At 67.7% G+C, this 24,130-nt stretch carries 21 protein-coding genes; 10 read left to right on the forward strand and 11 right to left on the reverse strand.

The genetic code is table 11. The features are described from left to right. The first annotated feature begins 6 nt into the window (after positions 1 to 6). The 4 genes from B2K11_RS18940 to B2K11_RS18955 are packed head-to-tail and all read left to right on the forward strand — an operon-like array spanning position 7 to position 5,054. Positions 7 to 561: a GNAT family N-acetyltransferase gene (locus B2K11_RS18940; RefSeq protein ID WP_239526264.1), complete on the forward strand. Its 555-nt coding sequence runs from the start codon at positions 7 to 9 to the stop codon at positions 559 to 561. Next, complete coding sequence (locus tag B2K11_RS18945; protein ID WP_163620647.1) at positions 558 to 2,345, forward strand: IucA/IucC family siderophore biosynthesis protein; 1,788 nt, start codon at positions 558 to 560, stop codon at positions 2,343 to 2,345. Before B2K11_RS18940 ends, B2K11_RS18945 begins: the two co-directional genes overlap by 4 nt. 4 nt (positions 2,346 to 2,349) lie before the next feature. Next, entirely contained in the window at positions 2,350 to 4,452 is a 2,103-nt protein-coding gene (locus B2K11_RS18950) for a penicillin acylase family protein (protein WP_163620648.1), read from the forward strand. Beyond that, positions 4,449 to 5,054 carry a GNAT family N-acetyltransferase gene (locus B2K11_RS18955; protein ID WP_163620649.1) on the forward strand — a complete coding sequence of 202 codons (606 nt, stop codon included), beginning with the start codon at positions 4,449 to 4,451 and terminating at the stop codon, positions 5,052 to 5,054. The genes B2K11_RS18950 and B2K11_RS18955 overlap by 4 nt, the downstream gene beginning before the upstream one ends. Before the next feature lie 80 nt (positions 5,055 to 5,134). Here the strand turns inward: B2K11_RS18955 and B2K11_RS18960 are convergent, their stop codons facing one another. Continuing rightward, on the reverse strand, positions 5,135 to 5,845 hold the full coding sequence (locus B2K11_RS18960; RefSeq protein WP_163620650.1) for an alpha/beta hydrolase: 711 nt from the start codon (positions 5,843 to 5,845) through the stop codon (positions 5,135 to 5,137). A gap of 207 nt (positions 5,846 to 6,052) precedes the next feature. Between B2K11_RS18960 and B2K11_RS18965 the strand changes: the two genes are divergently transcribed. Next, positions 6,053 to 6,709, forward strand: coding sequence for a GntR family transcriptional regulator (locus tag B2K11_RS18965; RefSeq protein ID WP_204260195.1), 657 nt, complete (start codon positions 6,053 to 6,055; stop codon positions 6,707 to 6,709). Positions 6,710 to 6,859: 150 nt separating this feature from the next. Here B2K11_RS18965 and B2K11_RS18970 read toward each other — a convergent pair whose 3' ends face one another. Both B2K11_RS18970 and B2K11_RS18975 read right to left on the reverse strand, forming a co-directional pair. Further along, a complete protein-coding gene (locus B2K11_RS18970) occupies positions 6,860 to 7,702 on the reverse strand; it encodes a PhzF family phenazine biosynthesis protein (RefSeq protein ID WP_163620651.1) in 843 nt (280 codons plus the stop codon). A 31-nt stretch (positions 7,703 to 7,733) separates the two neighbouring features. Beyond that, positions 7,734 to 8,288, reverse strand: a complete 555-nt coding sequence (locus B2K11_RS18975; RefSeq protein ID WP_239526265.1) for an XRE family transcriptional regulator — start codon at positions 8,286 to 8,288, stop codon at positions 7,734 to 7,736. Between the two features lie 58 nt (positions 8,289 to 8,346). Here B2K11_RS18975 and B2K11_RS18980 point away from each other — a divergent pair, with 58 nt between their 5' ends. From B2K11_RS18980 to B2K11_RS18995, 4 genes are all read left to right on the forward strand, one after another. Further along, positions 8,347 to 9,261, forward strand: coding sequence for a DMT family transporter (locus tag B2K11_RS18980; protein WP_239526266.1), 915 nt, complete (start codon positions 8,347 to 8,349; stop codon positions 9,259 to 9,261). 19 nt (positions 9,262 to 9,280) lie between these two features. Beyond that, positions 9,281 to 9,847 (forward strand): hypothetical protein, encoded by a 567-nt coding sequence (locus B2K11_RS18985; protein WP_163620653.1) that lies wholly within the window; start codon positions 9,281 to 9,283, stop codon positions 9,845 to 9,847. A 381-nt stretch (positions 9,848 to 10,228) separates the two neighbouring features. Next, positions 10,229 to 11,305, forward strand: coding sequence for an alpha/beta fold hydrolase (locus B2K11_RS18990; RefSeq protein WP_239526269.1), 1,077 nt, complete (start codon positions 10,229 to 10,231; stop codon positions 11,303 to 11,305). Positions 11,306 to 11,381: 76 nt separating this feature from the next. Further along, positions 11,382 to 12,047 carry a class I SAM-dependent methyltransferase gene (locus tag B2K11_RS18995; RefSeq protein WP_163620654.1) on the forward strand — a complete coding sequence of 222 codons (666 nt, stop codon included), beginning with the start codon at positions 11,382 to 11,384 and terminating at the stop codon, positions 12,045 to 12,047. Between the two features lie 82 nt (positions 12,048 to 12,129). On the opposite strand, the gene B2K11_RS19000 is transcribed toward B2K11_RS18995, so the two are convergent. From B2K11_RS19000 to B2K11_RS19015, 4 genes are all read right to left on the reverse strand, one after another. Then, positions 12,130 to 12,438, reverse strand: a complete 309-nt coding sequence (locus B2K11_RS19000) for a putative quinol monooxygenase (protein WP_163620655.1) — start codon at positions 12,436 to 12,438, stop codon at positions 12,130 to 12,132. Between the two features lie 67 nt (positions 12,439 to 12,505). Beyond that, complete coding sequence (locus B2K11_RS19005; protein ID WP_204260196.1) at positions 12,506 to 13,306, reverse strand: ATP-binding cassette domain-containing protein; 801 nt, start codon at positions 13,304 to 13,306, stop codon at positions 12,506 to 12,508. Beyond that, a complete protein-coding gene (locus B2K11_RS19010) occupies positions 13,303 to 14,340 on the reverse strand; it encodes an ABC transporter permease (RefSeq protein WP_163620673.1) in 1,038 nt (345 codons plus the stop codon). The genes B2K11_RS19005 and B2K11_RS19010 overlap by 4 nt, the downstream gene beginning before the upstream one ends. Before the next feature lie 75 nt (positions 14,341 to 14,415). Continuing rightward, positions 14,416 to 15,516: a substrate-binding domain-containing protein gene (locus B2K11_RS19015; RefSeq protein WP_163620656.1), complete on the reverse strand. Its 1,101-nt coding sequence runs from the start codon at positions 15,514 to 15,516 to the stop codon at positions 14,416 to 14,418. 170 nt (positions 15,517 to 15,686) lie between these two features. On the opposite strand from B2K11_RS19015, the gene B2K11_RS19020 reads away from it, so the two are divergent. Then, a complete protein-coding gene (locus B2K11_RS19020; RefSeq protein WP_163620657.1) occupies positions 15,687 to 16,688 on the forward strand; it encodes a LacI family DNA-binding transcriptional regulator in 1,002 nt (333 codons plus the stop codon). Positions 16,689 to 16,715: 27 nt separating this feature from the next. Here B2K11_RS19020 and B2K11_RS19025 read toward each other — a convergent pair whose 3' ends face one another. The 4 genes from B2K11_RS19025 to B2K11_RS19040 form a co-directional block, all read right to left on the reverse strand. Further along, positions 16,716 to 17,600, reverse strand: a complete 885-nt coding sequence (locus B2K11_RS19025) for a carbohydrate kinase (protein ID WP_163620658.1) — start codon at positions 17,598 to 17,600, stop codon at positions 16,716 to 16,718. 243 nt (positions 17,601 to 17,843) lie between these two features. After that, positions 17,844 to 22,163: a GH32 C-terminal domain-containing protein gene (locus B2K11_RS19030; protein WP_163620659.1), complete on the reverse strand. Its 4,320-nt coding sequence runs from the start codon at positions 22,161 to 22,163 to the stop codon at positions 17,844 to 17,846. Positions 22,164 to 22,187: 24 nt separating this feature from the next. Beyond that, on the reverse strand, positions 22,188 to 23,195 hold the full coding sequence (locus B2K11_RS19035) for a glycosyl hydrolase family 32 (RefSeq protein ID WP_163620660.1): 1,008 nt from the start codon (positions 23,193 to 23,195) through the stop codon (positions 22,188 to 22,190). Continuing rightward, the gene (locus B2K11_RS19040) at positions 23,195 to 24,127 is read right to left on the reverse strand and encodes a carbohydrate ABC transporter permease (protein WP_163620661.1); all 933 of its coding nucleotides are present in this window, start codon (positions 24,125 to 24,127) and stop codon (positions 23,195 to 23,197) included. Before B2K11_RS19040 ends, B2K11_RS19035 begins: the two co-directional genes overlap by 1 nt. Positions 24,128 to 24,130: the final 3 nt, after the last annotated feature.

The raw sequence follows: 24,130 nt of genomic DNA on the forward strand, positions 1-24,130 counted from the left end.
GCGTCCGTGTCGCTCGTCGCCGCCGACCCACGCCGGGACGCGCCCGTGGTGCAGCGGTGGCTCGCCGACCCGCACGCCGCGTTCTGGCAGATGGGCGGTCACGACGTCGACGCCGTGTGCGATTATCTCGCGAGCGTGGTGACCGACCCGTACCAGGATGGCTGGCTCGGGCTGGTGGACGGTGCGCCGACCTTTTTCGCCGAGACGTACGACCCGGCGCACGTGCTGCTGAACGGCATCCATGACACCCTCCCCGGCGATCTGGGCATGCATGTGCTCATCGCGCCGCCCGGCGACCACCCCCGGCACGGCCTGACCGACGCGGTCTTCGCTGCCGTCATGGCATGGTGCTTCGACGAACTCGGCGCAGAGCGCGTCGTCGTCGAACCGGACGCCCGCAACCACCTGATCCGCCGCAAGAACGTGCGCGCCGGATTCACCGAACTGCGCCACGTGACGATCGAGGACGGCGCCCACAGCAAGGCGGCCGTGCTGTCGGTGTGCACGCGCGACGACTACCGCCGTTCAGAACTCGCCGCCACCGGAAAGGCACTTGTATGATCTCCCCCGCCTCGCACCTCTCCCCCGTGGCGCTCGCCCATGCCCAGCGCCACCTCGTCGCGAAGGCGATCGCCGAGTTCAGCCACGAGCGCCTGCTCGCCCCCGAGCCGGTCGTCGGCGGCTGGCGGCTGGTGGTGCCGCACGCCGCTGTCGAATACCGCTTCGCGGCGGTGCGCACCGAGCTCGAGCATTGGATCATCGACGAGGCCAGCCTGCACCGTCTCGTCGACGGGGCTCCCGCGGAGCTCGACGCGCAGGCGCTCATCCTCGAGCTGCAGCAGCTGCTCGGCCTCTCCGACCAGCTGCTGCCGATCTATCTCGAGGAGATCGCATCGACGCTCGCCGGCGCCGCGTTCAAGATCGCGCGCGGCGGACCATCCGCCGATGAGCTCACCGTGGCGGACTTCCAGACCATCGAGTCCGCCATGACCGAGGGCCACCCCGGCTTCGTCGCCAACAACGGGCGCATCGGGTTCGGCGTGTCCGACCACGCCGCCTACGCCCCCGAGTCCGGCCGCCCGTTCCGGCTGGTGTGGCTCGCCGCCCGCCGGTCGCTCTCCCACCTCGCGCTCGGCGCCGGCCTCGACGAGACATCCCTCCTCTCCGAGGAGTTCTCGCCCTCCGAACGCGCCCGGTTCGCTGCGCGCCTCGAGGAGACCGGCGAGAACCCCGACGGCTACCACCTGCTCCCCGTGCACCCGTGGCAGTGGGAGAACCGGATCTCGATCACGTTCGCTCCCGACATCGCCCGCCGGGATCTCGTCCTCATCGGGGAGAGCGACGACGAGTACCGCGCCCAGCAGTCGGTGCGCACCATGTTCAACACCACCCACCCCGACCGCCACTATGTCAAGACCGCCCTCGCGGTGCAGAACATGGGCTTCCTCCGGGGCCTGTCGCCGGCCTACATGCGCGTCACACCCGCCATCAACGACTGGGTCGCCGACCTCGTCGCCGGCGACGCCACGCTCCGGGAGTCCGGCTTCCGCGTGCTGCGGGAGCGCGCGTCGATCGGCTACACCGGCGACGCGTACCACCGCACCCCGACGCCGTCGGCGCACCGCAAGATGCTCGCGGCGCTATGGCGCGAGAGCCCTATCCCGCTCATCGCCCCCGGCGAGCACCTCGCCACCATGGCCTCGCTGCTGCACCGCGACGCGTCCGGTCACTCCTTCGCCACCGCCCTCGTGCGGGCGTCGGGCATCCCGGCGGCGCAGTGGGTGCGGGCGTACCTGCGGGTCTACCTACGCCCGCTCGTGCACTGCCTGCTCGCCCACGACCTCGCGTTCATGCCGCACGGCGAGAACCTCATCCTCATCCTCGAGGGTCACGTGCCCACCGGGGTGTTCATGAAGGACATCGGCGAGGAGGTCGCACTGCTCGCCGATCGCGCCGTACCCGACGACGTCCGCCGCATCGTGTCACCCGTCGACGACGGGGAGGAGGCGCTCGCGATCTTCACCGACGTCTTCGACGGGGTCCTGCGCCACCTCGCCGGCATCCTGCACGTCGACGGCACGCTGCCGGAGGCCGAGTTCTGGCGGATCGCCGCCGAGATCATCGACGAGCACGCGGGGCAGCATCCCGATCTCGATTCCCGCGTCGATCTGCGCGCCGACGTGTTCGCGCACTCCTGCCTGAACCGCCTGCAGCTGCGCAACACGCTGCAGATGGTGGACCTCGCCGACCAGTCCGCCTCGCTCATGTACGCCGGAACCCTGACGAACCCGATCGCGCGCTCGCGTTCGCCGATCGCGGCCCCGCGCGAGCTTCTGGAAGTCTGACTCCATGGCGGAGGTGTATCGCGACGACCTCGGCATCCCCCACATCCGCGCGACGGATGCCGGGGCTCTCGCCGAGGCGCAGGGCGAGGTCACGGCCCGCGACCGCGGCTGGCAGATCGAGATCGACCGGCTGCGCGCAGCCGGCCGGCTGTCGGAGCTGATCGGCGAAGCGGGACTCGCGTGGGACGTGTTCGCACGCCGCGCGCGGCTCGACGACACCGCGCGCAAGGCGCTGGCGGGGACGGATGCCGAGACCCGCGCCTTCGTGGCCCGCTACGCCGCAGGGGTTCGGCGCGGGATGACCGAGGCCGGTGGCGATGCCGCCGAGTTCCGCACGCTCGACGAGATCTTCGGCGGAGCGCGACCGCTCGAACCGTGGGCCGACCACGACCCGCTCGGCGTGCTCCACGTCGCGCATGCGCTGTTCTCCACGTTCCCGCTGCTGCTGTGGCGGCAGCACGTCGCCGACACCCTGGGCGACGCGTGGGTCGACGTGTTCGCAGGGTACGGCGACGGCGGCGACGAGACACAGCCCTCGTCGGGCAGCAACGCGTGGGCGCTGCACGGCTCGCGCACCGACAGCGGGATGCCGCTGCTCGCCGGTGACCCGCACCGCATCTTCGAGCTCCCCGGCGTCTACCAGCAGGTGCGGCTGGCGTGCGACGAGTTCGACGTCGTCGGGCTCGCGTTCCCTGGGGTGCCCGGCATCGCGCACTTCGGCCACACGGGCGACGCAGCCTGGGGCGTGACCAACGCCATCGCGCACGCGGTCGACGTCTTCCGCGAGCGCCTGCGGCCCGTGGCCGGCGGATACGAGGCGCTCGGCCCCGGCGGCTGGCGTCCCATCGACGTCGAACGCACCGTCGTGCGCGTGCGCGGCGGGCGCGGCGTCGAGGTCGAGGCGCTCGAGACCGAACGCGGCACCGTGGTGACCGACCTGCGCCCCGACGGCGGGGAACTGGTCGCGTGGAGCATCCGCATGCCGGCACGGGCGAATGCCGACCTCGGCGCCGGCGCGCTCCTGGGCCTGCTGCGCGCACGGACCGCGGACGACGTCGTCGCGGCGTTCTCGGGATGGGTCGATCCGGTCAACCGCGTGCTCGCCGCGGACCGCACCGGCATGGTGCTGTCGGCGACCGTCGGCACGACACCCGAACGCGCCCGCAGTGAGCGCCGGCTTCCCCTGGACGCCGCCACGACCCTCCCGGCCGCCGACCGGGGCGGGGCCTCGCACCGTGCCGTCGCCGACGTCGCCGTGGACGCGAACGAGCGTCCCTCGGACGCAGCGATCGACCTCGGCTGGGCATACCCGTCGCCGCACCGCGCCGACCGCATCCGCGTCCTGCTCGACGATCAGCGCCCGAGCTCCGTCGACGGATTCCTCCCGATCTGGGGCGACACGGCCAGCGGATCCGTGGCAGCGCTGCTCGCCGTGCTGCCGTCGGATGCGCTGCCCCCGCGCGCGGCTGCGGCGCGCAATCGGCTCGCGGCGTGGGACGGGCGGATGGATGCCGCATCCGCCGTCGCCGGCACGTTCGCCGCTTGGCGGGCCGCCCTCGTACGGCGAGTGGCCGCGCACCCCGCGCTGCGGGCACTGCACAGGCCCCACGGATTCGGTGCGGTGTTCGACCCGTGGCTCGGCGTCACCGGCCAGGTCGCCGCGGCGCTCGCACGGCTCCTGGAACATCCTGCCCTGCGCGACGACGCCCCCGTCCTGGTCGCCGCGGCGCTCGACGACGCCGCCGACGCGGGGAGCTGGGGGACGACGCATCGCCTGCTCCCGCTGCATGTCCTCGCGGAGGTGCCCGGCGGCGCGGATCCCGGCGCCGGGCTCGACGTTCCGCTGTCGGGAGACGGCGACACGGTGCGCTGCGCGGGTTCGACCCCAGGGGTCACCGACCGGGCGTGGCGGGGGTCCGTCGCACGGTGGGCGTGGGACCTTGCCGACCGCGAGAACAGCCTGTGGTCCGTGCCATTCGGCGCGGCAGGCGACCCCGCGTCCCCGCACTTCGCCGACCAACTGGCGGCCTGGACGGACGTCCGTCCCGTCCGCGTCCTCACCGACTGGACGCGCCTGCGCGCCGACACCCCGACCGGAGCAGCATGACGACGACCGCCACCCCACGCCTCGCGACCGGCGCCGCCGGCTCCCTCGTGCACGCCGCCGACGTTCCCGGGCTCGGCCGACTCGAGGTGTCGGCGCTCGATCCCGTCGCCGAGCTCGAGGTCATCCATCGCTGGGTGACCGCTCCCTCGGCCCGCTTCTGGGGGCTCGGCGACCTGACGCCCGAAGAGCTCCGCGACCTGTACACCTACGTCGACGGATTGACGACCCACCACGCGTTCCTGATCCGCCGCGACGCCCTCCCGATCGTGCTCCTGCAGACCTACGAGCCCGAGCACGACCCGGTCGGCGAGGTGTATCAGGTGCAATCCGGCGATGTCGGCATCCACTTCCTCCTCGGCGACCGTGGCGCGCCCGCGCCTCGGTTCACCACTCGCGTCGCCCACGCGATCGCCGGCTTCCTGTTCTCGCAGCCGGGCGCGGAGCGGATCGTGATCGAGCCCGACGTCGACAACGACCGCGCCCTCGCCCGCGCGGGCCTCTTCGGATTCACTCTCGGACCGCGCGTCGAACTGCCGGGCAAGTCCGGGCGACTCGCGTTCCTCACGCGCGACGAGTGGGAGAACTCGCCGCAGCCCATGTGAGGTCCGGGTTCCTGGACATCGCAGCCGACGCGCGCCCCGGCGCACTGAGAGAGAGGCGCCGAAGGTGGGCGCACCGCGACTCACTGACCGGTGGGTGGGGCGCCCTCTGCGGCTGCAGCGATGGTGTCGGCGACGACTCCGGCCTGCGTCACGTAGAGTGCGTGGCTGGCAGAGACGTTCGTGATCTTCGCGCCCGCCCGCGTGGCCATGTGCTGCAGCATCGCCTGGTCGAACGACTTGTCCTCCGTGGCGATGACAGCCCATGTGGGCTTCTCGCGCCACGCCGCGTTCTTCACGGGCGTGGCGAAGACCGACATGTTGATCGGCACCTGCGCGTCCCGCAGGAACGCGGCGTCGGCGTCACTCGCGTCGTGGGCGAAGCCGGCCTTGAACTTCTCCGAATTGAGGAAGCCGTACCCGTCGTCGACGACATCGATGACGAACTCCGGCGTCTCGGCGAAACCCTCGTACTGCTGCCCGGTGGTCTCGCCCGCATCAGGTGCCAGCGCCGAGACGTAGACCAGTCCCGCGACGTTGGGGTGGACGCCCGCCTCGGTGATCACTGTGCCGCCCCAGGAGTGGCCGACGAGGATCGCAGGGCCGTCCTGTCGATCGAGGACCCGCGTGGTCGCGGCGACGTCATCCTCGAGCGAGGTGAGTGGGTTCTGGACAATGGTGACCTTGAAGCCCCGAGACGTCAGGTTGTCGTAGACGCCACGCCAGCCCGAGCCATCGGCGAAGGCGCCGTGCACCAGCACAACGTTCTTGATCTGCTGATCGGAGGTGCTCATTTTCTCTTCCTTTCTGTCTCTCGTCCGGTGTCTCCGGAGCGAGCACTCGTCAGTCGGCGGAGCCAACACGAGCAATATATTGCATGTTGCATTCAGCAACAAGGATGCTCGGGTCTATATTCCGGGGGTGTCGGTTACCCAGAGTCGGCCCCCACCCTGACTCGTCCAGACTTGACGGATGCCGGGATTCTGTGTGCAATACATCGCATGCCGATCCCGCAGAATCACCTACCAGTCGGCCGCTCGCTCCTCCGCGATGACGTCTATGTGCGCCTGCGTGACGCGATCGTCGACGGCACGTTCGCGCCCGGTGAGAGCCTCCGGGACGGCGAGCTCGCGGAATGGCTCGGCGTGAGTCGGACGCCGGTACGCGAAGCGCTTCTGCGGCTCGCTGCGAGCGGGCTGATCGTGGCCCGGCCGGGACGCTCGACGGTCGTGGCGGAGATGGAAGAGGGCACCGTGCGACACGCACGTGACGTCGTCGCCGCGATGCACGAACTCGCCGCACGTCTGGCAGTACCTGACCTGGCCTCCTCGGTCGTCGAAGAGATGCGCGAGGCCAACGAAAGGTTCTCAGCGGCCGTGGAGTCCGGCGATGCCATCGCCGCTGTCGCAGCCGACGATGACTTCCACGGAGCGCTCGTCCGCGCGTCCGGCAATCCCTCTCTCGCAGCTGTGCTCGAACAGTTCGAGCCCGTCGTGCGGCGGGCTGAGTTCCTGCGCTTCGTGTCGATCGACCGATTCACCTCGCGCGAACGCCACGCCGCATTGATCGCGATGTGCCAAGCCGCGGATGCCGAGGGCGCGGCCGAGCTCGCGTTCCAGACGTGGCACAGTCTTCCCGTCGCTGAACCACACCCTTAGGCGCGAAACGGACTACCCGGGATCGGCGGACTCGACGCGAACTCGGGTCGTACGTGGGTGTAGCGGCCCCGCTGGGAACGGTGCTCCGAAACCCCGCAAGGCCGGCGGCGTAGCGGCGAGCCCGATCTGAGACCTGGTTCCGCCATGCCTTCAGATCAGGACGCTTCCGGTAAGGATGACGTCGGCGTGCCCACCGACCCAGACCTGCTCGTTTTCGCTGGTGATGTGCACTCGGCCTTGTCGCCCCATCGCAGTTCCTTGAGCAGCGACGAAGGGAGCAGTCAAACGCCCACTGGCGATCAGCCACTCCGCCGCCGCAGCGTTGAGGCTACCGGTCACGGGATCTTCTCTAAGAGGCTCTTCGCCCTCGGTGAAGAACGCGCGCACCTCCACGGCGACGTCCGAGCTCCTTCGGTGCAGCCCCAGAACACCGATGTCCCAGCGGCCTGGGTGGTGGGACGCATCAGGTCGGAGACCGAGCACGGTGTCCGCGCCATCCAGCAAGAGGCCGACCCAGCCAGGACCGTTGTCCAGCCACTCGGCGTCGAGGACCTGACTGCCATCAATGCCGAGGATGCTGGTGAGCGTCTTGAGCAGCTCGTCATCGACGGGACCAGAGCGCGTACGAGGAGGTGCAGTGAAGGTGAGCATGCTTCCATCGATCCGGACTGGTACGAGGCCTGCGTCGCATTCCTGCACGACGACCGTGGGATCCGCCGGCATGCCGCCCGCGTCGAGCCAAGCGCGTGCCGTACCCAGGGTCGGGTGGCCGGCGAACGGGATCTCGGTGTTCAGGCTGAAGATGCGAACGCGATAGTCCGCGCCCGCGTTCGTCGGGGGAAGCACGAAGGTGCACTCGGACAAGTTCGTCCACACGGAGAACTGCCGCATGGTCTCGTCGTCGAGGCCGTCTGCCTCGAGCACCACCGCGACAGGGTTGCCGCGCGTCGGGCCTTGTCCGAATACATCCACCTGGCGGAAGCCGCGATTCACGGGAGCGCTCGCCTCTCTTTTCCGGCTGGTCTCAACTCACGACCACACGTATGAATCGCGCCCGAGCATTTTCTTCGTTGATGTACGCGTATTGCTGGGCGGTGGGGAAGGCGAGATGGTCGCCGGTCTGCAGAGTGACGCCGCCATCTTCCTTCTGAATGAGGATGGAGCCTTCGGAGACGAGGATCATCTCGGACCACCCCACAGGGTCGGGCTCGGCATCGTAGCGGTCGCCGGGTTCGAGCGTCCACGCCCAGAGCTGCGCATCTTTCGCGGCGTGAACGGAAGCGAGCAGCACGGCCTCGCTGCCCGGCACATTCCCTTGCCAGGCGACTTCCCTGACGTCCGTATGCGGTGCGGCCGGCGCTGCAACGAGGTCGACGAAGGTGACACCCAGTGCATCCGCGAGGTGATCGAGTCCGGTCAAGCTGATGTTCGCCTCCCCTGCCTCGAGCTTGACGATGGTGCGGCGACTGATGCCCGAACGATCTGCAAGCGCGACCTGACTGAGTTCCGCAGCCACACGAAATCTGCGTACGTTAGCGCTGACGTGCGCGAGAACCGCGGACGTTCCTTCGATTTGCATGTGCATCATTCTGCACCATAGAGTGTGCAGCATGTTGCACACTGGCAGGAGGGTCTCGTTGTCTCGGCAAGAGGTCGCCCTTATCGCCATTACGGCAGTGTGGGGCGCGACGTTCCTGATCGTGCACATCGCGGTCCAGTACAGCGGGCCATGGTTCTTCGTCGGCATGCGGTTTCTTACTGCTGGAGTGATCACCGCGGTGGTCTTCGCAAAGGTCCTTTCGGGACTGACGTGGAAGGAGATCTGGGCTGGGTGTGCGATCGGGCTGATGATCTACCTCGGGTACGGCTTGCAGACCGTTGGGCTGCAGACCATCAACAGCAGCACCTCGGCGTTCATCACATCCCTCTACGTTCCGTTGGTTCCGGTGCTGCAGTGGATCGTGTTCCGAAAGCCCCCAGGGCTTCTCACCTGGCTCGGCGTGGCACTCGCCTTCACCGGCCTCCTGCTTCTCGCTGACCCCGGCAACGTCGGCTTCAGCTTCGGGGCGGGCGAGATCGCGACGCTGGCCAGCACCCTTCCGATCGCAGCTGAAATCATCCTCATCGGCTTCTTCGCCGGCAAGGTGCACCTCGGTCGGGTCACCGTTGTGCAGCTGCTCGTGGCCGGACTACTCGGCTTCGCCACCATGCCCGTCGTCGGCGAGCAGGCTCCCGAGTTCTCGTGGGGGTGGCTGGCAGCGGCGGTCGCTCTCGGCGCGGCGAGCTGTCTCATCCAGATCACGATGAACTGGGCCCAGCGATCAGTCTCACCGACGCGCGCCACGATCATCTACGCGGGCGAACCGGTGTGGGCCGCGATCATCGGCCGCATCGCCGGCGACAGGCTTCCCCCCGTCGCGATCGCCGGGGCGGTCCTCATCGTCGCCGGCGCCGTCGTCAGCGAACTCAAGCCGCGCGAACGCACCGAACCCGACGAGTCTGCAGACGGGCCCCTCCCTGACCCCCTCCCGAGCGAACGGACCAACGCATGACCCTCCCCACGACTTGCCGGTGCGCACGGGAACCGAAGGCTGGACCTTCGTCGTGGCCCACATCATCGACGGCACACCACCCGAGACCGGCGAAGGGGTCCGCATCGACGTCGACCCGGAGCACCGCGCTGCGCTCTCCCGGGCACACACCGCGTGCCACCTCGCCGCGCTCGCTCTCGACGCCGCACTAGCTGGGTCGTGGAGCAAAGCCGTCCCGACGGATGCGCTCGGAAGTCCCGCGTTCGACTCGCTGGCGATTCAGCAGTCGCGCATCACACCCCATCACTCGGTCGACATCTACAGGATCGGCAAGTCGCTGCGTCGCAAAGGATTCATGGTCACTGCGCTGGACGACCTCGACGCCGTCACCGATCGAACCAATGCGCAGCTCGCCACCTGGGTCGGCGCCGGCGGGCCGGTGCGCATCGATCGTGACGATGACCGGCTGTCTTCCCGGCGCACCTGGGTTTGCGAGTTGCCGGGCGGCTCGACCGACATCCCCTGCGGTGGCACACACGTCACGAACATCACCGAGATCGCCGGCATCACCACACGCTCACCACCAGCCAGGTCGAGGGCGGTCTAGAACTCGTCATGGCGACAGCCGTCCACGCGTTCTGACCCGCGACGGCGCCTCAGTCATACGGATTCCGACGCTCGCACCCGATTGCCCCTCGAGATCAGTCTCACACTCGGGCAGCTGACCGACGGCATGGCGATGGACTACTGCTGCAGTTGACGCGCTTCCTCGCGCGGGTGTTTACGGGCGCGCCGGCCATCGATCGGACGCGGGCCTCCGGAGCACCCACAAGCACTGGTGGCGACCGGCTTCCGAACGCTGCTCCTGCGGGCCGTCGTGACTGGTCGTCCCAATCGCGCTGAGAGAAGCACCCCCATGGGTGGGTCTCGCAGGGCCCGTGCCGGCTGGGTGATGGATGAGTGGTGATGGTGGGGCCTAGCTTCCTTCGTGCTGATCTCGCCGAGCCGAAGCCCGGCCATGGTGAAATGGCGTGTGCAGCAACGCATGGGGCGGCTGACGGCGACCGATGGCACCGAGATCGCGTATGCGACGATCGGCGCCGGGCGCCCGCTGTTGTATGTCAGCGGCTGGCTCAGTCATCTCCAGCTGAGCTGGGAACTGCCAGAAGAGCGCGCCTTCTACGAGAGCCTCGGGAAGGGGTGCCGCCTCGTGCGGTACGACCGCGCCGGCTGCGGTCTGTCCGCAGCATCCGATCGCGCACCGTCCATGTCTTATGAGCTGGAGCAGCTGGCCGCAGTCGCCGAGGCCGTCGGCCGCGAGCCTTTCGATCTGATGGGAACGTCCATGGGCGCGCTCGTCGCGGTGGCCTGGGCCGCGGCACACCCGGAATCCGTCCGGCGGCTGGTGCTCTATGGCGGATGGGCGTCCGGCGCGGAGGTCTCCCCGCCCGCTGTGCAGGACCACGTCCTCGGACTGATCGAGTCGCACTGGGGTCTGGGCTCCGACCTGCTCACCGACATCTTCGCCCCCGACGCGAGTCCCGCGTCGCGTCAGCAGTTCGCTCAGTACCAGCGGGCATCATCGACCGCCGAAACTGCCCGGTCGCTGCTGGCGATGAGTTACAGCCTGGACGTGAGTGACCTGCTCGCGCGGGTCCGCGCTCCCACGCTGGTGGTGCATCGTGCGCAAGACCGGGCCGCTCCCGTCGAGCAGGCGGCAGCACTGGCAGACGGCATTCCCGATGCGCGTCTTGTCGTGGTGCCCGGCCGCTCGCATCTGCCGTACGAGGGCGATGCCCAGGGCGTCGTAACGCCGATTCGCCGGTTCCTGGGCTTGCGCAGCCTGCCCCGCGGGCCACGAACGCTGACACCTCGGCAGACGGAAGTCGCCGCCCTGGTCAGCGCGGGGTGCACGAATCGGGAGATCGCCACCCGGCTGGGCATCGACGAACGCTCGGCCGAAGGTCACGTCGAACGGATCCGACTGCGCCTCGGCTTCACGTCGCGAGCCCAGATCGCCGCCTGGTTCGTCGCCCGACGCGACGCGCCGGGATCGACGAAGTGAGGTAGTTCCACGCCTGAAAGACCGTGGCCGGCGGCGCACGCTGATGTCATCCACAACGTCACACCCAGGAGCAGAGATGACACAGACCGCGACCGCAACCTCGCCGGAAGCCACCTTCGAGCAGCACGCCTTGCGCGGCCGATTCAATGCCGCGTTCTTTCGAGTGATGGACCCCTATATGGAGTGGAACCTGCGCAGCCGCAAGCAGCGTCTGTTCGCCGGGCTGCCGCGTGAGATCGTCGAGATCGGACCGGGCGTCGGCGCCAACCTCCGCCACCTGCCCCCCGGCAGCACGCTCGTTGCCATCGAACCGAACCGGTACATGCACGGCCGTCTGATCGAAGCTGCACAGCGGCGCGGCGTGCAGCTCGATCTGCGCGAACGCATGGCCGAGCAGACGGACATTCCCGACAGCAGTGTGGACAGCGTGATCTCTTCGCTGGTGCTTTGCTCGGTGCAGGATCCAGCGGCCGTGCTCGCCGAGGTACGGCGCATCCTGCGCCCGGGCGGCACCTTCCGGTTCCTGGAGCACGTCGTGGCGGCGCCAGGCTCGCCGACCCGCCTCGCCCAGCGGATGCTTCGCCGTCCATGGGCATGGACGTTCGAGGGCTGCTCCTGCGAACGCGACCTGGAGCAATCCGTGCGCGCCGCGGGATTCGCGACGGTCACCGTAGAGCGCTACCGGGTGCATACCCCCTTCCTGCCGTTCAACACCCACATCGCCGGCATCGCGCGGGCGTAGACATCGCACCTGGATGCCGAGCACGCCGATCGTTTGATTCCTGGACTCTTCTCCCCTCGCCCGCGGTCTCCCGGTCGAGCCGTCAAGGCTCGACCGGCCGCAAGAAGCTCAGCTGGCTCCCGGACTGCACGATCAAGGGGCCGAGTGCATCATTGAACTCGCGTCCTGCCGGAGCGGCGAGATGCTGGTCGAACGCCGCTCGATTGAGGTAGATCTCGAACACGAAGAACCGGTCGGGCGCCTCCGCGCGGCGGTAGACGTCGAACGTCACGTTGCCCGGTTCCGCGCGGACCACCTGCGCGAAGTCGCGCAGGAGTCCGTCGACAGCCTGGGCGGCACCGGCGCGCGCCGTGAACTCCGCGTAAAGGACGACCGCTTCCGACTCGGTCATGCGGGATTCACGTTCCGGGGTCCTTGGTGCCGAGCAATGCCGGCTGCAGCGTATGAGACGACCGGGTTCACCCCTGTGCCGCGCCAGTCATGATCGCTACCGCATCGGTCATCGAGTGCGTTTGCGGAGTGATGGTCGCTGCACGCTTTCCAAGCCGCTGTACGTGGATGCGGTCAGCGACCTGGAACACCTGCGGCATGTTGTGCGAGATGAGGATCACCGGCACCCCGTGCTCGCGCAGTCGCACGATGAGCTCGAGAACTTGGTTGGACTCGCGCACGCCGAGAGCTGCGGTCGGCTCGTCCAGAACCACGACCTTCGACCCGAATGCCGCGGCGCGCGCGACGGCGACTGCCTGGCGTTGTCCGCCCGAGAGGTTCTCAACTGAGACGGTCACGTCCTGCAGCGTTGAGATGCCCAGCTTCTGGACCTGTTCTCGCGCCTCTCTGCGCATCCCCGACGTGTCGAGCGCGCGGAACACCGATCCGGCGATTCCAGGCTTACGGCGCTCCCTGCCGAGGAACAGGTTCGCCGCCACATCCAGAGCGGGCGAGACGGCGAGGTTCTGGTAGACCGTCTCGATTCCCGCGGAGCGGGCGTCCTGCGGCCGTTTGAAGTGCACCTCCTCGCCGTCGAGCAGCAGCTGCCCCTCGTCGGGGATGTAGGCGCCGGTGAGGCACTTGATGAGGGTGGACTTGCCGGCCCCGTTGTCGCCGATGACGGCGAGCACCTCGCCGGCGTGCAGCGTGAGGCTGACGCCATCCAGGCCGACGACGCGACCGAAGGTCTTCACGAGCCGCTTCGCCTCGAGGACCGGGACGCCTGCCGGGGTGGGTGCAGGCTCAACTGCTCCTTCAATGAGAGTCACTTGCGTACCTTTCTGATCCACTGGTCGACTGCGACGGCGACGATGACGAGGATGCCGATCGCGAGAGTCTGGTAGAGCCCGTCGACGCCGGCGAGGAAGAGTCCGTTGCGGAAGACACCGACGATGATCGCGCCGAGGAGGGTTCCCCAGATGACGCCGCGGCCGCCGAAGAGGGACGTGCCGCCGATGACGACGGCCGTGATCGAGTCGAGGTTGAGATCCGCGCCGGCATTCGGGCTCGCCGCACCGGACCGGCCGATCTGGATCCACGCGGCCACCGCGAGCACGGCGCCGGCGGCGACGTAGACGCTCATCAGCACACGGCTGGTCGAGATGCCCGCGAGACGTGCCGCTTCAGCGTCGTCGCCGACGGCGTAGACGTGCCGCCCCCAGGCGGTGCGACCGAGAATATAGGCCATCAGAACGTAGAGGGCGAGCATGATGATCACCCCGACCGTGAGCCGGATATCCCCGATCGGGAACGCGGTGGCTGTGAACGTCAGCAGCTCAGGCATCTCCGCCTTGCGGATCGTCTGCCCCCCGCTGTAGAGGAGCGTCAAGGCGATGAACACGTTGAGTGTTCCCAGAGTGGCTATGAACGGCGGGAGCTTGATGCGGGTCACGAGGAATCCGTTGAGTGCTCCCGCGGCGAGGGCGGCGATGAGGCCGGCGAAGAGAGCGAGGGGCGCCGGGAGACCGTTGTGCACCGCGGTTTGCGCCATCACCATCGAGGCGAGGATCATCGACGCGCCGACGGAGAGGTCGATTCCCGCGGTCAGGATGATGAGGGTCTGGGCGATCGCCACGGTGCCGACGACCGAGACCTGGTCGAGGATGAGCGACAAGTTCGCGGGGGCGAAGAACCGCGGGTTGATGCTGCCGAAGACGATGATCGCCAGGACGAGAACGATCGCTGGGCTGATCGCCGGGTAACGATGCAAGGTGCCGCGGACCCGGTCAAGCGGCGTCCGGCGATCGAGGAACTCAGCTGCCAGGTCGAGGGTGGATGTGGGCGGTGCTTCTTGGGTCACAATTTCACTCCGTCGTGTCGAGGGAGGGATGCCGCGACCGCCGTGGAGAGCGGCCGTCGCGGCATCCCGATTCGGGTGTTACTCGCCGCCCCAGCAGATCTCGGCGGCTTCGGTGGTGTCGATCGACTCGACGCCGTCGGCGGGCTGGTCCGTGACCAACGCGACACCGGTGTTGAAGAAGTCGAGGCCCTCGCTCGTCTCCGGTACGGTGCCGTCTTCAACCAGCTCCACGATCGCCTCCACGCCGAGTTCGGCCATCTTGACGGGGTACTGCTGGCTGGTCGCATCGATGATGCCGTCGGCGACCTGCCCCACTCCGGCGCAGCCGCCGTCGACCGAGACGATGAGCACGTCATCTCCGCTCTTGCCCGCCGCCTCCAGCGCCTGGTACGCCCCGTATGCGGCCGGCTCGTTGATCGTGTAGACGACGTTGATGTCAGAGTTCTTGGCGAGCAGATTCTCCATGGCCGTGCGGCCACCGTCCTCGGCACCCTGGGATGCTTCGTTGCCCACGATCGTGTAGGTGCCGCCACCCGGGAGCGTTCCGGTGGGCTCCTCGTCGCCGTTGACTTGAGCGTCGCCCAGGTCGATGCCGAGTCCGTCCAGGAAACCCTGGTCGCGGTTGTAGTCCACCGTCACGGCCTTATCGTCGAAGAGGTCGATCAACCCGATCACCGCATCTCCATCACCGAGCGTGGCGGCGGTCCACTGGCCGATGTACTGCCCCGCGAGGTAGTTGTCGGTCGCGAACGTGATGTCGACGGCATCCGCGGGATCGGGAACGGTATCGAGCGCGATCACGAAAAGTCCCGCATCGCGTGCTTTCTCGATTGCGTCCAGCACCGCAGGTCCGTTCGGTGTGATCAGGATGCCGGCATCGCCCTTCGAGATGGCCGCCTCGATCGCCTGGATCTGAGTGTCTTCATCGCCGTCCTCCTTGCCGGCCGCAAGCGTCAGGCTGACGCCGTTGGCCTCGGCGGCGGCCTGCGCCCCCTCCTGCATCGCAATGAAGAACGGGTTCGAGTTCGTCTTCACGATCAGCGAGACGCCGATCTCGTCGCCCGCTTCGCCGCCGGCAGAAAGCGCCGATCCGCTGCCGCCGGCGCAACCGGTAAGGGTGAGCGCCGCGACAGCGGACACCGCGAAGGTGGTCAAAAGCGCCTTGCGGCCCCGGTGCATGTGATTCCTCATTGAATTCCTCTCGGTCGCGCTGTCCGTTGACAACGATGTCATAGTCGGGTGTAGTCGACTCCTGGGATAGAGTCAAGTCACCAAATCCGAATCGAGATGAGTTCGTGACAACGATGTCAGCACGGCGGCCCGATCATGAGGGTCGAACCACCGCCACGATGAAACAGGTTGCGGCGCTCGCCGGAGTAGGCATCAAGACGGTGTCGCGCGTCGTCAATCACGAAGCAAATGTGGCTCCGGCGACGGCTTCCAGGGTGTGGGACGCTGTGCGGGCCTTGGACTACCACGTGGACCTGCAGGCGGGCAGCCTTCGTCGCGCAGGCGGCCGCACACGCACGCTCGGGCTACTCGTCAGCAGCGTCGATAACCCGTTCGCAGGGGCGATCCATCGTGCCGTCGAGGACGCCGCCGTCGAGCGGGGCGTCTCGGTCTTCACTTCCAGCCTCGACGACGATCCGCTTCGCGAGGCGTACGCGGTGAGTGCGTTCCTGCAGCGGAGAGTCGACGGGCTGATCCTCACCACCGCGAGCCCCCGCCCCCAGTATCTCGGCGCAGTGCTGCAGCGTGGGCTGCCCGTGGTCTACGTCGACCGGAAGCCCGTCGATGAAACGCTGGACGCGGTCACGAGCGACAACCGCGCCGCCGCCGAACTAGCGACCGCGCACCTGATCTCTCACGGCCACCGGCGCATCGCACTCCTCGCCGACCGCCTCGACATCGGCACCGCCCGCGAGCGACAGCGGGGATTTCTCGACGCGCTCGGTCACGCGGGAATCTCGACCACCCTGGCCCCGATGGTCACCGAACTGCACGACGCCGCCTCTGCCCAGGTCGCCCTGGCCCGACTGCTCGCATCAGAAGCCCCGCCTACCGCGGTGTTCAGCGCGCAGAACCTCATCACGGTCGGCGCGCTGCACGCGCTTCGGGTGGCTGGCCTCCAGCACGCGGTCGCTCTCGTAGGATTCGACGACATCCCCCTCGCCGACCTTGTGGAGCCGGGCGTCACGGTCATCGCGCAGGACCCGCAGCAGATCGGACGGGTCGCCGTGGAGCGCGTCTTCGCTCGGCTCGAAGGCGACACCAGCCCCGCCAGACATACCATCACGCCCACGAAGCTCATCCCCCGCGGCAGCGGCGAGATCGCACCCGCGGCGGAGTAGCGACGCCCTATCGTGCCCCGAGTACAGCTAGAGCTCCGCTGCCCACGGAAGGTCCGCGCCCTTGCGTGAGACGGTGATTGCAGCGGCGGCGACCGCGTCGCGCCCGATGTACTCCAGCGTTTCTCGGCCGAGGTTCTCGCTTCCGGTGATCAGCAGCGAGTTGATCAATGAGGCCATGAACGTATCGCCCGCACCGATCGTGTCAACCACGCTCACTGCTGCCGCCGGGACCCACACCCGATGATCGGCGTTGACGATGATCGCTCCCTTGGACCCCAGCGTCATCGCGCCCAGCCGAGGACCGAGTCCGAGTACGGCGTCCAACACAAGATCCGGCGCGACGCCGGGATAAAGCCACGCCGCATCCTCATCGCTCATCTTGACTACCGTGGCGAGCCGCGCGGTTTCCTCGAAAACCGGCAACGCCTCATCGTGGGAGCCCAGTAGTGCGGGTCGGATGTTCGGGTCGTATGTGATCTCGGCGGCCGATGTGTCCCGGAGCAGGTCGCGCACAGAGCTCGCTCCTGGTTCGAGAAACGTTGCCACGGATCCCGTGTGCACAAGTCTTCGCGCCAAGCCCGCAGGGCGGCGCACAGCCCAGGCCAGGTCGAACTCGTACTCCGCCTGGCCGTCAGCTCCAATTGTGGCGATGGCCGTAGCGGTGTGCCCTGCGCTGATCGACTCCACCAGAACGTGAACACCGGATCGCTCCAGGTGTTGAATGATGGCTTCACCACGAGAGTCGTCCCCGAGATGGGTCAACAGTGCGACGTCGGCTCCCCGCCTGCCCAGCCCGAGGGCGACATTAGCTGGAGAGCCACCGACGTGTTCGATTCGGTCAGTGTCCGTCTGGACGATGTCGATGAGCGCCTCGCCGATCACCAGAACATCGCAGTCTCGTCGGTGGGTCATTTCTCCTCGGGATCCTCTGATTGGGTGGCGCTTGGTCGCGAGCCAGCACATTGTCGGTCGGGACGTTGGTCAAGCGTTCGGAGAGGACCCGGTTGATGACGTGGGTTGCTGTGAGAGCAAGATATCCGAGTCAGAGGTCGACGGTTTCCAACCTGCGCCGGTGAGTTCTAGCGGTACAGCTCGCGGACGGGTCGCCATCCTCCCGAGCTCAGGTCGGGAGGATGGCAAGCCCGCTGACCGCGACTACTGCGTCGTGGGGACGTTGATGTCGTCCACGCTGATGTGCCCCCACCCGCCGGTGGCGCGGTCGACGATCTCGATATAGAGGTCCTCGCCGATGTGCTCCGCCAGGTCCAGGTTTCGCCGCTGGTATTGCGCGCGCAGCGCCTCCTGCTCGTTTCCGGACACCTTGGCGAGCACCGCTCCGTCGGATGCGCGGATGGCGGCGACGTAAAGGTTGTCCGGGTCGTAGCCGCCGGCCGTGAGCAGGTCGATCTGGCCATCACCGCCGAGGGTGAAGGTGGCGGATCGCAGGGCGCCGGTGCCGGCGTCGCCGACGGCGTCGTCGAAGCCCCACAGGTGGCAGCGGTCAGTGCTGCCCCAGGCGTTGGCCTGTCGGAACGTGCCACCCCATCCCCAGTCGTCGGCGTTGGTCACGGTGGCGTTGCTGAAGGCGTTGCCGTCGATGACCGTCCAGTCGGTGAGATCGCATGAGGCGAAGTCCCCATTGGGGAGTCCGGTTCCTTCGGGCGTGGAGGGCTCGTCGAAGTGCGAGGGCGTGACGGGTCCGAAGGCGCCATCGAGGTTCCAGACCTTGACGGACTTGACCTGGACCTTCGCGTCACCGAGGACCCGCAGTCCGACGGCGTCGGCGAGTGTCGGGTAGACGCGGGTTGTCAGGGACTTCTTTCCGTCGACGTAGGCCTCGACGACGGAGCGGTCGACGTAGACGTGCATCGTGACCTTGCCGTTGGGACCGACGCTGAACTCGCCCGAGTTGACGCCCTTTCGCGTGTCCGGATCCAGGCTGGAGGAATTGCGATCGACGGCGAGCGTGTTCTCTGCCGGGTCAACGGTCAGGGTGGTGCGCTCCGTGCCGTCCGCACTGCGCCGCACTTCCAGGCCGACGGCCGAGTCGGTGCCCTTGACCTGAAATTCGACCTTCACCTCGAGCAGGTCGGTGAGCTGATCCTGCTTGTTCTCCAGGGCGGTGTTGGCCTTCGCGACGGTGGTGTTCTTGAGGTCCACCACCTGCTGAGCGCGCAGCGACTCGAGTTCCTCGATCGGTTCGATACCGACATCGCCGTTGGGCAGGATTCCCAGCGCGACGGGCAACCCCATGGAGTGCGCCCATCCGGCGTCGTAGTGGTCGGTTTCGCTGCGCCCGTCCTGGGTGATCGTGAAGAGGATCGTGCGGCCGTCGGGGTCGACCATTCCGGAGGGGCCGGTGAAGTGCTCGCCGTAGTCCCACATACGCGGCTCTTCGTGGTCGGGCACGAACGAGAACGTGTCGCGGTCCCATTCGCCCACCCAGTAGTAGGTGTTCTTCGCCGTGTTGATGTTGTACCCGTCGAACCAGGGGTTCACGACCAGGACGTGCTTCTCCTCGCCGTCGACGGCTCCGACGGGGAGCAGCACCGGCAGCTCCCACACCTGCCCCGTTTTGGGGTACTTCAGGGCGTCGCCGATGAAGAGTGGGTTGCGGTACTCCCAGTTCACCAGATCACGGGACGTGTAGAGCAGGGCGGTTCCGCCGACGCGGGTGTCCCCGTCGAGGATGCCGGAGCCGACGATCTGGTACCAGATCGGCTGTCCGTCGTCGCCGGTCTCCTTCCATACGAACGGGTCGCGGAACTGCCCGAACCACGGGGTGCCCACCGGGGACGCCAGATCGCGCGCCTGGGTGGTGACGGGCGCGGGCTCCAAGCGCCATTCGGTGAGGTCGCTGTTCTCCGCTCCGTCCACCGGCCACGCCAAGCCTGTGGCCTGGTTCGGCACCGCCGCGTCGTTGCCGGCAGTGTAGAACAGCACAGGCTTTCCGTCGGCGTCTAGGGTCGCACTCCCGGACCACACCCCGTCTGGTGTCACCGGCGCGGTCGGGGCGATCGCGACGGGCAGGTCCTCCCAGTGGACGAGGTCGTCGCTGATGGCGTGCCCCCAGTGGATCTGGTGCCAGTACGGTCCCTGCGGGTTGTGCTGGTAGAAGACGTGGTACTTGCCGTCGTAGTAGACAGGCGCGTGCGGCTCGTTCATCCAATGCTCCGGAGGCAGGAAATGGTACTGCGGCCGGTACCTGTCCCCGTCGAAACGGTCACGTGACGGCGTGATCGCCGGCGCGGTCGCGTCTGCACCTGCGTCGGCGGCAGCAGCGATCTCATCGGCACCGAGGAGGGCGTCGGTCACCGTCAACTCGTCGATGGCGCCGTTCCACATGTTCGCGCGGAACGCTCCGTTGATCACGGCGGCGTTGTTGTGGCGGCCGATCAGCAGCGGCCGCGATTCGGCGGCGAGGATGCGGGTGCCTCCGCCGATGTTCTTCTCAGCGACCTGTTCCCCGTTCAGGTACAAGCGGATCAGTCCGGTGCCGGCATCGTAGGTGGCCGCGACGTGGCTCCACTCGTAGCTGGGGAGAACGGCGTCGTCACCGACGCGGAGGGTGTGCCAGTTCACGCCGTCACCGAGTTCGAGGCCCCACGTGCCGTGCCGGTACATGCCGAGCAGGTAGCCGGTCTTGGCCTTGGCGTCGTGCTGGTTGACCACCGCGGAGGCCTGGCCGAGGTCGCCCCATTCATAGGAGCGCGGGGCGACCCACGCCTCGATGCTGAGTGTGCTGCTGGGGACGAGCGCAGCCGTTCCCTCCCGCTCGATGGATGTCGAGTAGCCGTCGAACAGCAGCGCACCGTCGACGACGCCGGCGGTCCACAGTGGGTCGCTGTCGGGCTTGTCGGCAGCATCGTTGAACACGTAGGCGACGGCATCAGAGGTCGCTGCCCCACCTGCGACGGTCTTGCCGGATCCCTCGTCGAAGGACCAGTGCATCGGGTCGTTGAGGAGGGTTCGGATTCCGTCGGCGTTGAGGTGCCCGGTGGGCGAGTTGTCGACCAAGCGCAGCCGCACGACGTCGCCGCGGTGCGCGCCAAGGTCGATGGCCACCGGCTGATACGTGTCGGTCGCCTGGGGGACGCCGACGCGTGCGAGCTCACTGCCGTCGGTCTCCGAGACGATGGCCGCGTACACGTCGGGGTTCTTCGATCCGCCGAGCAGAAGGCGTACTTCCGCGTCCCCGCCGACTCGGAATCGGGGCGAGGTGAGGGTGCCGATGGCGTCATCCGAGTCCAGCGCGCCGCCCCACAGGTGGTACGTGCCCTCCGCATCGAAGGGGTGGCTGTCCGGTGTGGAGGTGGCGTCCGAGACGTGTGCCGCGGTGAATGCGGCTCCTTCGGCGGTCCAGCCGTCGAGCGTTCCGGTTTCGAACCCGGCGTTGTCGAACTCGTAGCCGAGGACCTCGACGTTGGTGTTGATCGCGTCGACGTTGATGTGCCCCCATCCGCCAGTGGCGGTGTCGACGACCTCGAAGTACAGGTCCTTTCCAAGGTGGGCGGCTGCGCTCCATCGCACCAGCGAGTAGCTCTCGGAGTCAGCGAAGCCGGTGTTGGTCGCCCGCATGAGCTCCGCTCCGTCAGACGCGCGGTGGAGGGCGACGTACAGATTGTCGATGTCGTTGCCCCCTCCGATCAGGAACTCGATGGTGCCGGTCCCGGTCAGCGTGAAGGTGGAGGAGCGCAGCGTGCCGGTGGGCGCGTCACCTCCGTTGCTGGCACCCCAGAGATGGTGGGTGCCGTCGTGGTTGAATGGCCCACCCCATCCCCAGTCGGTGGCGTCACTGATGTGCGCGTCAGTGAAGGCATCCCCGCTCACCACGTTCCAGCCGGTGAGGTCGCCGCTCTCGAAGCTGGGATTGATCACCTGGGTGACCGACGTCTCCGTGTAGGTGCGGACATCGTCCAGGTTGATATGCCCCCACCCGCCGGATGAGTTGTCGACGACTTCCAGGTAGAGGTCTTCGCCGAGTTCCGCGGACACATCCCACACGACTCGCGTGAGCGCTTCGGAGTCAGCGAACGCGGTGTTGGTCGCGCGTCGGATCTCGGTGTCGTCACTGGCGCGACGCAACGCGACATAGAGGTTGTCGATGTCGTTGCCGCCGCCGATCAGGAAGCTGACCTCGCCGATTCCGCCCAGGGTGAAGGTCGAGGACCGCAGCTTCCCTGTGGGTTCATCGCCCCCGGCCGCCGCTCCCCAAAGGTGGTAGGTGCCATCGGGGTTGAAGCAGCAGCCCCAGCCCCAGTCGGTCGCGTCGCTGACGTGCGCGTCGGTGAACGCGTTGCCCTCCAGCGCCGTCCAGCCCGCGAGGTCGCCGGTTTCGAAGCTCGGGTTCTCGATCGTGTTGGCTGCGGCGGTCGCCGTGAGCGGTGCCGTGAAACTCAGCACCCCCACGGCGAGGGTGCTTGCGACTGCGGCGGCGACAGCGCGCAGTGGCGCGCTCATCCTGGTTGTCCTCATGTCCATCTCCTTCGACGGCGGGGTTCAGGTGACGTTGGGGGTACCTGCGGGAACGCGCAGCGCACCGTTGTGGATGTGGTCGAAACGGCCGTCTGCGACGCGCAGGTTTCCGTCGGTGCCCCACGAGACCGGCAACGGGTCCGAGAGCGCGCCCACGAATTCGCCTGCGGGGTCGACGTGAAGGAAGGCGAACAAGTACCAGCGGCCATCGCGGTCCCTCACCAAGCGACCGGCGTACAGCGATTCGTCGGTGAGTCGCACCGCCCGGCGGATGTCATAGGGGCCCTCGGGACGGTCGATCGGGACCGCCCACACCCCCCCTGCACTGTCGCGTCGTGACGCGCTCAGTTCGCCGGCCAGACAGCTGAAGATCAGGACGTGGCGACCGTCGATCTCGGCGACCTGGGGGACTTCCAGCTGTCCGAAGCCGGCTCCGGGCTCGGACCATGGCGGCTGCAGGGTCCAGGTCGAGAGGTCTTTGGACGTCGCGTGTCCGATGACGCCGCGATCGTCGGCGGCTCCCTGCTTGCTGCGGGCCGTGACCAGCATCTGCCATCCCGGAATGCCGGGCGCCTCGAACACCCACGGATCACGCCACGCCTCATCGAACCAGTCGCCGGAGTCGAACTTCTCATACCAGCGCGGGTCTGCCTCGGCGATCGCACCAGGCTGCTTCTCCCAGTGGTACAGGTCCGTGGAGGTCGCGACGCCGACGCGCTGGATGGTGCCGGCTTCCGCGCGGGACGTGCCGGTGTAGAACATCCGCCAGACACCGTCCTGGCCCCGCACGACAGAACCCGTCCAGGTCGTGAAGTCATCGAATGCCGGGCCGTCGGCGGCAATCAGCGCGTCGGGCACCTCTCGCCAAGTGCGAAGGTCGTCCGAGACTGCGTGCCCGACAGTGACATGGAAGTGTCGGCGGTTCGGATCGTGCAGGGCGCGCGAAGCTTTCAGATAGAAGACGTGGTAGTCCGTACCGTCGTCGGCGAACCACATGTCCCATGTCCATGCGTCGGGAAGCGTGAATGGCATCAGCCTTTTACTCCTGAGGATGCGATCGAGTTGATGAAGGATTTCTGGAATGCGATGAACAGCGCCACGACGGGGATCGTGATGAGCGATGAGTACGCCATCACCTGCCCCCAGGACACGTTCAGTTGGAAGAAGTACTGAAGGCCGACCATCACCGGGCGCAGCTCTTCGCTCTGCACGACCATCAGCGGCCAGAGATAGGAGTTCCATGCCGGCAGGAAGGTCAGGATCGCGACCGTGGCGATGGCCGGGCCGGACAACGGCATGACGATGCGGCGGTAGATGCTGAACCACCCCGCCCCGTCGACGCGCGCGGCCTCATCCAGTTCCTTCGGAATGGAGGAGAAGTACTGATAGAAGAGGTAGACCGAGAAGGCGTTGGCGATGAACGGGATGATCTGCACGTGGTAGGTGTTCAGCCACCCTTGGCTGAATGCGAGGCTGAACCCGTCGGCCTCCAGCGAGGGCAGCTTGTTGACCCACCACAGCAGGGGCAGCGCGAGCGTCTCGAACGGCACGATCAGCGTCGCCAGGATGAGGGTGAGGACGAGCCCTCGGCCTCGCCACCGCAGTCGTGCCAGTGCGAAGGCGGCCATGCTGTTGATGAGGATGCCGAGCACCACGGTCGTAGCGGCGATCAGGACCGAATTCGCAAGGAACTGCCAGAACGGCACCCGGTTGAAGACGCCCTCGTAGTTGTCCAGGGAAACCTCACCGACCGGTGCGAATGCCCGCCAGGATCCGAGGTCGGCGAAGATCTGCAGGTCCGGTTTGAACGAGGAGACCGCCATGAAGACGATCGGCAGCGCGAAGAACAGCACCAGCGCGCTGCGCAACAAGGTGATGCCGACCGCGCGGCCCCGGCCGGGGCGGGCGACCCGCGGCTGGGTGTCGGTGACGTCGGGAAGGACGAGGCGCTGTGTAGCGGACATCGC

The organism is Microbacterium sp. B35-30 (genome assembly GCF_010634855.1).
Taxonomy (GTDB): Bacteria; Actinomycetota; Actinomycetes; order Actinomycetales; family Microbacteriaceae; genus Microbacterium.